This is a genomic window from Rhodococcus sp. C-2, assembly GCF_027854095.1.
Taxonomy (GTDB): Bacteria; Actinomycetota; Actinomycetes; order Mycobacteriales; family Mycobacteriaceae; genus Rhodococcus_F; species Rhodococcus_F qingshengii.
In genome coordinates this window covers 22,497-35,636 of the sequence record NZ_JAQGFI010000007.1, presented here as the reverse complement: position 1 = coordinate 35,636, position 13,140 = coordinate 22,497, and the positions used below count along the sequence as shown (strand labels likewise).

6 protein-coding genes and 1 tRNA gene are annotated in these 13,140 nt (G+C 65.8%); 3 read left to right on the top strand and 4 right to left on the bottom strand.

The features are described from left to right. Positions 1–11 precede the first annotated feature (11 nt). Positions 12–84: transfer RNA gene (locus PCS43_RS16280), tRNA-Lys, on the top strand. 66 nt (positions 85–150) lie between these two features. Here PCS43_RS16280 and PCS43_RS16275 read toward each other — a convergent pair. Further along, positions 151–372: a DUF3618 domain-containing protein gene (locus PCS43_RS16275; protein ID WP_007733292.1), complete on the bottom strand. Its 222-nt coding sequence runs from the start codon at positions 370–372 to the stop codon at positions 151–153. Between the two features lie 145 nt (positions 373–517). On the opposite strand from PCS43_RS16275, the gene bcp reads away from it, so the two are divergent. After that, positions 518–991 (top strand): thioredoxin-dependent thiol peroxidase, encoded by a 474-nt coding sequence (bcp, locus tag PCS43_RS16270; protein ID WP_007733290.1) that lies wholly within the window; start codon positions 518–520, stop codon positions 989–991. Here bcp and PCS43_RS16265 read toward each other — a convergent pair. Beyond that, positions 988–2,337 (bottom strand): dipeptidase, encoded by a 1,350-nt coding sequence (locus PCS43_RS16265; RefSeq protein WP_073513296.1) that lies wholly within the window; start codon positions 2,335–2,337, stop codon positions 988–990. The two genes, bcp and PCS43_RS16265, sit on opposite strands and share 4 nt — an antisense overlap. Positions 2,338–2,627: 290 nt before the next feature. On the opposite strand from PCS43_RS16265, the gene PCS43_RS16260 reads away from it, so the two are divergent. Then, positions 2,628–3,329, top strand: coding sequence for a TetR family transcriptional regulator (locus PCS43_RS16260; RefSeq protein ID WP_003945379.1), 702 nt, complete (start codon positions 2,628–2,630; stop codon positions 3,327–3,329). 58 nt (positions 3,330–3,387) lie between these two features. Here PCS43_RS16260 and acpS read toward each other — a convergent pair whose 3' ends face one another. Together acpS and PCS43_RS16250 are read right to left on the bottom strand one after the other, a co-directional pair. Beyond that, positions 3,388–3,786, bottom strand: coding sequence for a holo-ACP synthase AcpS (acpS, locus tag PCS43_RS16255; RefSeq protein ID WP_003945362.1), 399 nt, complete (start codon positions 3,784–3,786; stop codon positions 3,388–3,390). 10 nt (positions 3,787–3,796) lie between these two features. Continuing rightward, complete coding sequence (locus PCS43_RS16250; RefSeq protein WP_209909168.1) at positions 3,797–13,108, bottom strand: type I polyketide synthase; 9,312 nt, start codon at positions 13,106–13,108, stop codon at positions 3,797–3,799. Positions 13,109–13,140 lie beyond the last annotated feature (32 nt).

The window sequence follows — 13,140 nt, the reverse complement described above, 5'->3', positions numbered from 1 at the left end:
CGCAAGAGCGAGCGCCTATAGCTCAGTTGGTAGAGCAAGTGACTCTTAATCACTGGGTCCGGGGTTCGAGTCCCTGTGGGCGCACTTGCAAGAAGGCCCCCACCTCACCAGGTGGGGGCCTTCTTCATGTTCTGTCTTCGACAACTCGGGTCAGCGAATGATCTTCCGGACCACGAGTATTCCCACCACTGAACCGACTGCGATCAGCGCGTACTTCACTGCCGGCTCGTTGAGCTTGGCGAGCACCGTCTTCTTGGTGTTCTCGACCAGCCGCTTCGGGTTGGTGCGGACCGTCAGTTCGTCGAGTGTGCTCGCGAGCTGGTTACGCGCCTTCTCGATCTCGCGTTCGATGCTCTCGGTGTCCCTGGGCACGTGTCCTCCAACTTGTCTGTGTTCTGCTGCTCTGTGTGCGGGTCTGCTGTGCGGACGCAGCGCGCCGACACTTCGCTCTACCGTAGAGGAGCAGAATGCCCTCGCGCCCACCTGCCGCGCAATTTCTCGACTAACCTCGATTCCCGTGACCGAGAACAGTAGATTGTCCGCCGGCGACGTCGCGCCGGATTTCACGCTCCCAGACGCCGATGGCAACGAGGTTTCCCTTCACGATTACCGCGGCCGCAAGGTCATCGTGTACTTCTACCCGGCGGCCAGCACCCCGGGGTGCACCAAGCAGGCCTGCGACTTCCGTGACAGCCTCGCCGAGCTGAACGGCGCCGGCCTCGAAGTCATCGGAATCTCGCCGGACAAGCCCGCAAAACTCGCGAAGTTCCGCGATACCGAAGAGTTGACCTTCCCGCTGCTCTCCGATCCCGAGAAGGCGACGCTCGAAGCCTGGGGCGCGTTCGGTGAGAAGAAGATGTACGGCAAGACCGTCCAGGGCGTCATCCGCTCGACGTTCCTCGTCGACGAGGAAGGCAAGATCGAGGTGGCCCAGTACAACGTCCGGGCCACCGGCCACGTCGCCAAGCTACGACGCGATCTGTCGGTCTAACTCCCGTACCGGCTCAAGAACAGAGCCTCCGCGAAAGCGAGATTCTCGATCTCCGACGGGTCGACGCTTTCGTCGGGCGCATGAATGCGGCATTGCGGTTCCTCGACGCCGATCAACGCGATCTCCGCGTCGGGGAACTGCTCGGCCAGTGCACTGCACAGCGGTATCGATCCCCCTTGGCCGGCAAATCCGACTTCGCGGCCGTAGGCATCGGTGAGCGCGGACTTCAGCTGCGCGAAACCTGCACCCTCCGTCGAGGACGAGAACGGCGATCCCGTCGATTCCGGAACGACCTCGATGTGGACGCCCCACGGCGCCGCCGCGCGGAGGTGGTCCGTCAACAACTTCTGTGCCTGCGCCGGATCCGTGCCAGGCGGGACACGAAGATTCAGGCGCGCCGACGCGCGGGGCGTGATCGCCGCCGCCGAGCCCACGACCGGCGGGCAGTCGATACCCAGGATGGTCAGCGCCGGACGAGCCCACACCTGCTCGGCGACGGAACCGGAACCAGTCAGCTGCACCCCTTCGAGCACCCCGGCGTCGGAGCGGAACTGATCGCCGTCATAACTGACACCCGCCCATTCCTGGTCGTTGGTCAAGCCTTCGACAGTGGTGTTTCCGGCGCTGTCGTGCAGCGTCGAGAGTATGTGCACCAGCGCGGTGATCGCATCGGGCGCCGGTCCACCGAAGACACCGGAGTGAATCTCACCCTCGAGCGTCGACACGTGGACCACAACGTTCGCGATCCCGCGCAATGACGTCGTGATCGTCGGCTCCCCGACTTCGGTGTTGCCGGTATCGGCGATCAGGATCATGTCGGCTGCAAAAAGTTCGGGCCGCTCTCGCACCAGATCCTCGAGACCGCCAGTGCCCATCTCCTCGGATCCTTCGGCGACGAGCGTCAGGTGGACGCTCGGATCCACACCGGCTGCGGCGAGCGCTCGCAGAGCTGTCAGATGCATGACGACGTTGCCCTTGCAGTCGGAAGCGCCCCGTCCGTACCACCGTCCGTCGCGCTCGGTGAGCGTGAAAGGCGGGGAGCCCCAGAGCTCTTCGTTTCCGGGCGGCTGAACGTCGTAGTGGCAGTACAGCAGAACGGTCGGAGCACCGCCCGGGCCTGGTCGACGCCCGACAACCGCGGCCGAACCGTCGGAGGTCTCGATCGCCTCGATATCGGCGAAACCCTGAGCCCGGAATGCCTCCAGGACCCAATGCGCAGCGGCCGCGCATTCTTCCGGCGGGTACTGCCGTGCATCGGCAACGGACTTCATCGCCACAAGTGCACTCAGATCCTCACGGGCACGCGGCATGAGTTCACTTACCGCGGTTCGCAGTTCTTCCGTCATCGTCTCCCTCTCCTCGGCATCGAATCTCGGTGTGCCCGAAGAATCTCAGTCTGCCCGAATCGGACGTAGGCAGGCGCCAGGATCGCCGTTGCGCCACACCGCGCAGCAACCTCTTCGGCTACTGGACAGTTGGTCACCTAGTATCGAGGTGTGGCAACAGCATCGGGACTCGTGTGCGCGCACCTGCGCGGTGCGTTTCGACCGATCACGACCGCCGAAGTAGGTGGCCGATGACACCGGATAATGCACAAGTCCCAAATTCGACAGAAAACACCGATAGCCTGGAAGACGTGCAGCCCACGACTCGTCACCGCGCGCGGCGACGAGTCGACCCAGCACTGGAGAATCCCCAGAGCCTCGAAGAACCGCAGGAACTGCTGCCGCGCAAGCGTCCGACGCAAGAGCGCAGCCAGCGTAAATTCGACGCACTCCTGGCTGCGTCACGGGAACTCCTCACCGATGTCGGTTTCGAATCGTTCACCTGTGAAGAAGTCGCGGCACGTGCTGACGTCCCGATTGGGACGCTTTACCAGTTCTTCGCGAACAAGTACGTCATCGTGTGCGAATTGAACCGCCAGGACCTCGTCGGGGTCCAGCACGAGCTTGCTCAGTTCGGCGGCGAAGTACCCTCGCTCGACTGGTTGCGGTTCCTGAACAGTTTCGTCGATCACATGGCCGGGCTGTGGACGTCTGATCCGTCGCGCCGCGAGGTCTGGCTGGCGATGCAGTCGACGCCGTCCACGCGGGCAACCGGAGTCATTCACGAAAAGCAGTTCGCCGAGACCGTAGCGAAAATGCTCGGCCCGTTGACGCCTCGTACGCGGCGAGATCGTCGCCTGATGATGGCGGAAGTTCTTGTCCACGTGGTGTATTCGATGCTCAATTTCTCGGTTCAGGACGGCCAGTCGCATGCCGACGCCGTCGCCGAACTGAAAAGGTTGATGATCGCGTATCTCCTCGTCGCCGAGAAGGAATCCCGCACGAAGGACTAGTCGAACGACAAAGAGCCGGTCTCCCCTTGGGAGACCGGCTCTTTCGTGTCCGGCAGCGCTACTCCGGGTCGGATTCGATGACCGCGAAAGCGCCCGCCATGTCCCCGTCGTGCGTGAGCGAGATATGAATCTTCACTCCGGTCAGGTGTTTGGCCACGTCACCGCGAAGCCGGATGCCGGGGCGCCCCCAGGCGTCCGAGACGACCTCGATCTGATTGTGGATCATTTCCCCCAGCACCGGTGGGCCGGCGAAGAGAGCAGTTGACCATGCCTTGATCACTGCTTCCTTCGCAGCCCACCGGGCGGCGAAATGTCGTGCCGGTTCGGAGCTCCGGGTAGCGGCGTCTCGACGCTCGCCCGGTGTGAAGTTGTCGAGCATTGCCGTTCCCGGCCTGTTCAATTGCTCGGCGAACTCCGACACCGTCACGAGGTCGAAACCGATACCCAGAACTCCCATATCGTGACTACTACTTGCAGCCGGGCAGATTCGAGCGGTACACCTGGTCTGCGCCGAGTCGTGCGTCCTCGCTCAGCAGCATGTCCGCTTCGAGCTGACGCGACGCCTTGGCCGGCGTTCCGTCGGCACCGAGGCGACGATCCGCCGGGCGCTCGTAGAGGCTGTCGCCACCGCACATCGCCTTCGCGAGGCGACGCTGACCGTCGATCGTCCGCTGCTGGGCCGCAGCAACATAGGCGTCACGCTTGTCGGCCGGAACCGACTCGACGAATGCCTGCGGGTGCACGACTGCGATCAGTCCGGAGACGTGACCGAAGCCGAGGCTGGTCAGCAGGCCCGCGCGCAGCGGAAGATGCTCACCGAACTTGAGCGGCTGACGTGCCCACACGAGGTGCTCGAACTCGGCCATCTTGTCGTCGACGCAGTCGAGGCTGCGGTTCGGCGGGACGATGCCCTGGCTCAGTACCTGGCAGAGCCCGATCAGCTGGAAGGCTGCGGCACCACCCTTGGCGTGACCGGTCAGGCTCTTCTGCGAGACCACGAACATGGGCGCACCTTCACTGCGTCCCAATGCCCCGGCGAGGCGCTCGTGCAGCTCTGCCTCGTTGGGATCGTTGGCGGCAGTGGAGGTGTCGTGCTTGGAGATCACGGCGATGTCGTCGGCGCTCACGCCGAGTGCGTTGAGCGAGAGTGCGAGCTGCGAATCCGCTCCCCCACGTCCGGCGCCCAGCGCTCCGAGTCCCGGTGCCGGGATCGAGGTGTGGACACCGTCGGCGAACGATCCGGCCCAGGCGACCACACCGAGGACGGGAAGACCCATCTCGAGTGCCAGGTCACCGCGAGCGAGGAGAATCGTTCCGCCACCGGCCGACTCGACGAATCCGCCGCGGCGACGATCGTTGGCCCGCGAGAAGCGGCGATCCTCGATGCCCTTGGCATGCATGTCCTCGGTCTTGGCAGTGGCCGACATGTCGCCGAAGCCGATGATGCCTTCCGTGCTCAGATCGTCGAACCCGCCGGCAACAACCAACTGCGCCTTGCCGAGTCGGATCTTGTCGACGCCTTCTTCGACGGATACCGCTGCCGTGGCGCAGGCGGCGACGGGGTGAACCATCGCGCCGTAACCGCCGACGTACGACTGAACGACGTGCGCTGCAATGACGTTCGGCAGCGCTTCCTGCAGGATGTCGTTCGGACGGTTCTCGCCGAGCAGCGTGTCGATGTACAGGCTCCTCATGGAGGTCATGCCGCCCATGCCGGTGCCCTGCGTGTTGGCGACCAGGCTCGGGTGTACCCAGCGGAGCAGTTCGCTCGGAGTGAAGCCGCCGGTGAGGAAGGCGTCCACCGTTGCGACGATGTTCCAGAGGCCGACGCGGTCGACCGAATCTGCCATGTCGGCGGGGATGCCCCACTTGGTGACGTCGAAGTTGGTCGGAATCTGACCGCCCACACTACGAGTCAGCTTCATCTTGCGCGGGACGCGGATCTCGGTGCCTGCGCGGCGGGTGACCGTCCAGTCGCCGGACTCGGCGGAAACCGTCGACGTCGTGTTCTCCGGATCGGATTCGACGAAGGCCTGAGCCTCTGCCTCACTGCCGACCACGAAGCTCAGATCCTTGTCCAGGAACACGGAGGTGAGCAGCGGAGCGGTGTTGTCGATCATCGCGCCCTCGTCGACGTAGCGACGGATGCCGCAACGCTCGACGACTGCGTCGTGGTACTTGTCGGCGATTTCCGCCTCGGGTACCAGGTCACCGGATTCGACGTCGTACCAGCCCGGCTTGGGATCGTTCTCCCAGACGATGAGTCCGGTGTTCCACGCCAATTCGAGAACGCCTGCGGCAGAGAGCTGCTCGTCGACCTCCATCTCGAAGCGGGTACGCGAGGAACCGTAGGGTCCGAGCTCTCCGGCACCCACGATGACCACGAGGTCCGCGGGGGTGACGTCCAGTTCGGGCCAGCTCGGAGCCTTGACCGAGTCGTCGATGCGAGCCGGCGCGGGCAGCGCCAGGATGCTGGACTCGTCCACTGCTTCGTCGACAGCCTCGGCGATCTCGGCCACCTCGGCAGCTTCCTTGGCCAGTGCGGCGAGGTCGAGGTTCGCCTCGGCGAGCCCACCGGTCAGGTCGACCTCGAGCGGAGCCTCGGCAGCAGCGCGCCGCGACTCGCGGGTTGCCGTCTTCAGCAGTTCGGTCGCCATCTCCTGGGTGGACCAGGTGCGGACGCCCGCAGCTTCGACTGCGTCGACGATCGGATCGTTGTGACCCATGAGTCCGGTTCCGCGAACCCAACCGATGACCGCATGTGCCAACGTGACCCGCTCGGCCCAGTTGCGCTCGGCCTTCCAGCGATTGACCACGGCGATCAGCGAAGCCTTGGCCTCGCCGTAAGCACCGTCGCCGCCGAACGTTCCGCGGTTCGGCGAACCGGGCAGCACCACGTGCAGGTGCGTGTCGACGTCGCTGTCGTAACCGATCTTCGACAAACCGCCGATGAGGCGCTCCACCGACCAGAGCAGCACGCGCATTTCCATTTCGGCGCGAGCGCCGGCGTCGGAGAGTTCGCCGCCGACACGGGGAGCTGCGAACGGGAAGAGCATCGTCGGCGTCATGGCCGGCTTGATGAGCTTCTTTGCGCCGCCTGCGTTCTCGGTGGCTTCGTTGCCGATCCAGTCGATCAGTGCGTCGACGTCGGTGTACGACGCCATGTTCGCGGGAACCACCCAGAGGGCTGCACCGGCGCGAGCGTTCTCGCGGTACAGGTCGCGGTAGAAGCCGAGACGCTGACCGTCGAGCCGCGAGGTGGTCACGAATACCGTTGCGCCACCGGCAAGGAGCTTGCCCGTGACTGCTGCCGCGATGGAACCCTTGCTGGCGCCCGTCACTACTGCGACCTCGCCTGCCCACTCGGGTGCGTCGGATTCTGCCGCAGCAGCCGCATCAGCGATGCGGGTGTAGACCTCGGCGAGTGGGGTGCGGCCTTCGTCGGTTGCACGGGTGGCCCACCACTTCGCCTGTGCGGCGACGGTGGAGCCGGCACCGATGAAGTTCTCGACCGACAACGCGGTGTCACCGAGCCAAATGCGAGCGAGATCCTCACGCGCACTTGCCCAGCGGTCGTCGAGCAGCACTGCCTTCTGCGCGTCGAATGCCGGAGCAACCAGACGCGGCCAGTCGGAGCCGAGTTCAGCCGAGACCAGGTCGACCAGTTCGGTGTCCTCGACCGTCGCGACTGCTGTTTCTTCGTTCAGTCCGAGCTGCTCGAGCACCAGGCGTGCGGCCGAGGCCAGAACGCCGTTGCGACCGGTGATGTTCTCGGTGAACTCACCCAGAGCGGCTGCGTCGACAGTTCCGCCGCTTCCGCCGCCGGTAGCCGGCAACGAGACGCTGACTCCACGAGCAGACCCGACCGAGGCAACTGCGCTGTCGATGACTGCGTCCACTGCTGCCGCGTCGGCCAGTGCGCCGGAGCTCAGGCCACCGAGGTCGCCGCCGCGGATGCTGGCGCCGTCACGAGTACCGAGAGCCACTGCTGCGGTGACGTGGTGTGCCCAGCCGTCGCCCAGTTCCCAGACCTTCTTGACGCGGTCGGCGATGTAGCCGGGACGCTTGCCCGAGGGGCCGAAGACCTTGCGCAGGTGATCGTTGATCGAATCGGAGAGCACCGGTCCGAACGGCTTGTACGTACGGGCGAGCTTGTCGACGGTTGCCCCCAGGGAGCCCATGTCGGCGTCTGCGGCCCCGTCGATGGCACCGAGGGAGAGCTCGGAGCCGAGGTCGACCAGAAGCTGGTTGCGACGCGAGGAAACGCCGTCGCACAGTGCCTCGATCGTGTCCGCGGGGCCGACCTGATCGGGACGGAGCTTGGTCCACAGGCTGATCAGGACCTTCGTGGCGTCGGGCGCCTTGAAGGTGAGGTCGTCCGGACGCGGTCCACCCGAAGGTGCAGCCGGCGCGGCAGCGGCAACCGGAGCAGCGGCCGCGGCGGCCGGAGCAGCCTGCGCGGCAGGCGCTTCGATCTCGTCGTCGTCATCGACAGCGGGGTCGACGTCGGTGCCGTAGACGATCGCAGCTTCGCGCTCGACGTTGAGAACCTCGACCGGGTAGCCGAAGCGGCCCGGCAGCTTGAGGGTCTGCGACGCGAGGTTCGCGACGGTCGGGGCAGCGCCGAGACCGATCTCGACGAAGCGTTCGACCCCGAGCCCTCCTTCGGACTCGTCACCGAAGAGCAGGTCCTGCGTCTCGATCCAACGGACCGGGCTGGCGAACTGCCAAGCCAGCAGCTCGATCAGGATGATGCGGGACAACTCGTGAGTGCGCGTTGCGTAGCTGTCGAAGTCTGCGAGGACTTCCTGCAGCGGCTCGGACGGCACCAGGTCGGCGATTTCCTGAACGAAGTCACGACGCAGCGAGAACGGCTTCGGAACCAGGTTCGGGATGTAGCGGCCGATCAGGATGTCCGGATCGATGTCGTGCGGGAGCAAGTCCTGCAGGCACACGCGGAAGTCCGCCACGCCACCGCGAAGGACGGTGGAGTGGAACGGCACGTCGATGCCGGGAACCTGGATGTATGCCCGCTTGCCACCGAATTCTGCTCGGCGACGGTCGATTTCGACCTCGAGTGCGTCGAGACCGGCTACCGAGCCGGCAATGGCGTACTGGCTGCCGCGCAGGTTCAGGTTGACGATTTCGAGGAACTCACCGGAAGACTCGGCGACACCGGCGACGAAGCCCTGCACGTCGTCGTCGGAAACACCGATCTGCGACGGGCGGATAGCGGCCATGCGGTAGTCGGAGCGTCCGGCTTCGTCGCGGGGAACGAGCTGGTGCATGGCCGAGCCACGCTGGAAGACGACCTCGAGAAGCGCTTCGAGCGGGAAGACCTCGGCGACAGCGGCGAGTGCGTTGTACTCACCGACCGAGTGACCGGCCAGAAGCGAATCCTCGATGAAGGTTCCGGACTCGCGCAGCTCGGCAACCTGGGCAACACCGAGAACGGCCATGGCGACCTGGGTGAACTGGGTCAGGTGCAGGACACCGTCGGGATGCCTGTGCTCGACACCACGGGCCTTGACGGTCACCGGGTTGTCGCGCACGACAGCGAGAATCGAGAATCCGAGTGCCTTACGAGTGTGCTTGTCCGCGCGCTCCCAGACGTCGCGGGCGGCCTTGGAGCGTGCGCGAGCGTCGAGGCCCATGCCCGGGCGCTGAATGCCCTGGCCGGGGAAGGCGTAGACGGTCTTCGGCGCGGCGGTGCGGCCGGTGGCGACCATGACCAGTTCACCGTCGATGCGGCAGCCGACCTCGACGATTTCCGCGCCCTGGTCGATACCGACACGATCGACACGGACGTCGATCTCGGCGCCGGGTCGAACCATCCCGAGGAAGCGAGCGGTCCAGGCGGTCAGGCGGCGCGGCGGGACGCGGGTCTCGGCCGGGTCGACTGCGGTGACTACCTGCTGCGCTGCGGCGGAGAGCCACATGCCGTGCACGATCGGGGTTCCGAGGCCGGCCAGCAGAGCGGCGTTGTCGGAGGTGTGAATCGGGTTGTGGTCACCGGAAACCTGAGCGAAGGCGCCCATGCTGACCGGAGCGAGGATCTTCGCGTCACGGCGACGACGACGCGAGGTGTCGACAGCCGCATCGCTGATCGATCCACCGGCGCGAGCCGGGTCGGCGAGTTCGCCTGCACCGGTGCGTCCGCGGATCGCGAAACGCTCGGTCATGGTGACGACTGCGGGGGCGTCGAGGCCCTCGCCGAGCATGGCACCGACCTCGACCTTGACCTCGACGACACGACCGAGGTCGGTGTCGAGAACCGAGGCGACCTCGGCATTGACCACGAGAATGCTTGTCTCGGAGGGAAGTTCACCGACGAAGTGGACGGTGTGGTCGAGGTGGACCAGGTCGAGCATGCCTTCGATAACGGAAAGACTGTCCAGCTTGGCTGCGCCGAGGACGGCGAAGACGGCGGGCCAGCATGCTCCGACGACGACGTCCGGAACAGCCTTGCCGCTGACACTGAGCGTGGCGGGCAGACCAGAACCGGTGACACCGGCGTGATCGGCGATTCGATCGGGAACCCACGCGACGTTGAGGCGGGCCTTGCCGTTCTTGACTGTCGGAAGTTCCTGTCCGGCAGCAACTGCCAGCAGCGCGGACATCGCATCTTCGGCGTCTGCCTCGGTGACAACCGGAGCGCCGCCGTCGACGACGGACTCGGGGATCGTGATCGTGATGTCGACGGACTTGCCTGCCACCAACGGAACCGAAAGCAGCACGTGCGAGGAATCGACGACGGTCAGACTGGAACCGGTGGTGCCGTGAACTGCCTTGTCGGCAGACTCTGCACTCCACTCGTCGAGGTCGCCGAGACGACGGACGGGGTTCTGGGTCAGGCGGCCGGCCCACTGGAGGTCAGGAGCCGAGAGAACGGCGTCGAGAAGTCCGGGTGCGGAATCCTGGTGGCGACGGCTCGCGAGTGCAACCGGAGTGGTTCCGGCAGCAACCAATTCGTCGTAGGTCGCCTTCTCGAAGCGATCGAGCAGGTCACCGACCGGCTCGTCGACACGGGTGATGCCGGCGACGGCAACGGTGCCGGGGATGACGCAAACCTGATCGGCGGTGTAGCGGGGGTCGTGTGCCTGCCACAGGGAGTCGCTGCGCCACCAACGACGCACGTCACCGTCGACGACGGGAACGAAGTTGACCGGCTTGCCCGGCGTCTTGCACAACGAGATGAAGAACGAGACGTCTGCGGGATGCAGAACGGTGGTCGAGTAGTCCGGGTACGACGCCTGCAGTGCGCAGATCGCAGCCTCGGGGCGCTCGAGGGTCTCGGCGTCAGCGAACAGTGTGGGGATCGGGCCGCGGTCGACCGGGTGCAGACGCGCCTCGGTGCGCTGGAGCATCTCGCCGAAGCGAGCACGCCAGGTGATGTCGAGCCACGGGCTCGACGTCGCCTCGACGATGGCGTCCTGAAGATCGGCGCCGCAGTCGAATTCCTTCGCCGCGTCGATGCCGACGGTCAGCTCGAGGTAGCGGCGCAGCCACTGTGCGTACGTCATGGTCTCGACGTCGCCGAAGTACGGCTTTGCGGTGACGTCGAGGGCGGCGATGATCTCGTCGCGGCGCTCGGCCACTGCCTCGGAATCGCCGGCAACCTCGTCGAGGAGGCGCCCGGTACGCGAAGCCGCGTTGTCGATCTCGTGGATGTCGGCACCGAGCTGGCTACGGCCGGAGGCCATTCCGCCTTCAGCGGTACCTGCACCGACCCAGTCCGGCGTACCGGGTGTGTCGACGAGGAGCTGCTTGACCTCGGGAGAGGTGGTGGCCTCGAGAGTCGCCATGGCTGCGGTGCCGACCAGGATGCCGTCGACGGGCATGGCCGGGAAACCGGCTGCGGCGGACCAGCGACCGGTCAGGTAATCAGCTGCGCGCTCGGGTGTTCCGATGCCGCCACCGACGCAGATGACCAGGTTCGGACGTGTACGCAGCTCGGCGTACGTGTCGAGGAGCAGGTCGTCGAGGTCTTCCCACGAGTGGTGTCCGCCGGCGCGGCCGCCTTCGATGTGGACGATGACCGGGAAATTCGGAACCTCGTTGGCGATGCGGATCACGGAGCGGATCTGCGCCACGGTGCCGGGCTTGAATGCAATGTTGGTGATGCCGATCTCGGACAACTCGTCGATGAGGGCAACAGCCTCTTCGAGTTCCGGGATACCGGCGGTGACGATGACGCCGTCGATGGGAGCACCGGCGGTACGGGCACGCTGCACGAGGCGCTTGCCACCGAGCTGCAGCTTCCACAGGTACGGGTCGAGGAACAGGGAGTTGAACTGGACCGCGCGGCCCGGCTCGAGCAGCATCTTCAGCTCTGCGACACGGTCTTCGAAGATTTCTTCGGTGACCTGCCCGCCACCGGCAAGCTCGGCCCAGTGACCGGCATTGGCTGCCGCGGCAACGATCTTGGCGTCGACCGTCGTCGGCGTCATACCTGCGAGCAGGATGGGTGAACGACCGGTCAGCTTCGTGAACGCGGTCTCGACGCCGATACGGCCGCCGGGAAGCGCAACGGGCTTCGGCGCGAACTCGGACCACGAACGTGAGACCTCAGGTGCTGCACCGGGGGTGAGCAGATTGCGGTGTCCGCCACGGGTGGCTGCGGCAATGATGCCGATGCCCTGTCCACGCAGCGAAGAGGACGTCATACGGGTCAGCTGATCGCTGGGTCCGAGATCGAGAATCCACTTGGCGCCGGCGGAGATTGCGCCGTCGACAGCCTCGACCCAGTCGACCGGATCGACGAGGACACCCTGTGCAAGTTCACGCGCACGGTCCGCGTCGAGACCGCAACGGGTCGCCCAGCTGCCGACGAGTTCGACGGCCTCGGTCAATGCGGGGTGATGGAAGCCGATTTCGGTGTCGAGCGGATCGAAGGACGGCGCGAAGACGGAACCGCCACGCTTCTTACCCTCACGCTCGCGGGCTTCCTCGGCTTCGATCTGTTCACAACGCTCTTGCACGCGTGCCAGCTGAGCGGGCGGCCCGGCGAGAACGACGCGGCGACGGCCGTTGCGGATGGCGAGGACAGCCGCGCGCTCAGGCGCCACACCCTCGGCAAGCTCGGCGACGATGGCGGCGAGACGCTCGGGATCGACGCCCGAGACCGCAACCATCGGCTTCGCGGAGGCGCCGGCGATGACGCCGCGGCGACGGCCGACCAAGCTGGCAGCAGCACCGACGAGCTGTGCGACGGCGAGGAGTTCACCGTCGTCGTTGCCCTGCGCGGCTACGGCAGCCGTGGCCAGAAGGCCCTGCGAGTGGCCGATGACGGCAGCCGGCGGGTTACCGGCTACATCCAGGCCCTGAGCGGAGAGTGCACGCAACGCCGCAAGCTGCGTGAGGAAGACGCCGGGGAGTGACACCGGAGCTGCGGTAAGCGCGGCAGCGGAAGGCCCGGCCGACTTCTCACCTTCTTCTTCGTCGACGATCTCGGCTTCGAGCATCCACGCGATCGGATCGAATCCGACCGGGCGAACCACGAGGAGATCCTGTGCGACGGGCGCGAGGCGTGCTGCTGCGTCGTTGACCAGATCGGTCAGAACGGGCTCCAGTCCGTTGTCACGGCTGAGCTCCTCGAGCGAGGTGAGCCAGGGAGCGCCCTGTCCACCGAAAGCGATTGCGTAGGAAACGCCGTTGTTCAGCGAATCGACGAGGGCACCTTTGCTGGTCGTGCGGGACTGTCCCCCATCGACGCCGAAACGGCGTCCACCCTTCGAGTCGCGTCCGTTTCCTGTAGGTGTCGTGTCATCGATCGTCACGCGTACGTCCTCTCCTGGTCACCTCTGCGGCG

Coding starts and splice junctions, on each gene's coding strand:
- acpS (WP_003945362.1), bottom strand. CDS start 3,786: ATGGGAGTTCTGGGTATCGGTTTCGACCTCGTGACGGTGTCGGAGTTC.
- PCS43_RS16265 (WP_073513296.1), bottom strand. CDS start 2,337: ATGACGGAAGAACTGCGAACCGCGGTAAGTGAACTCATGCCGCGTGCC.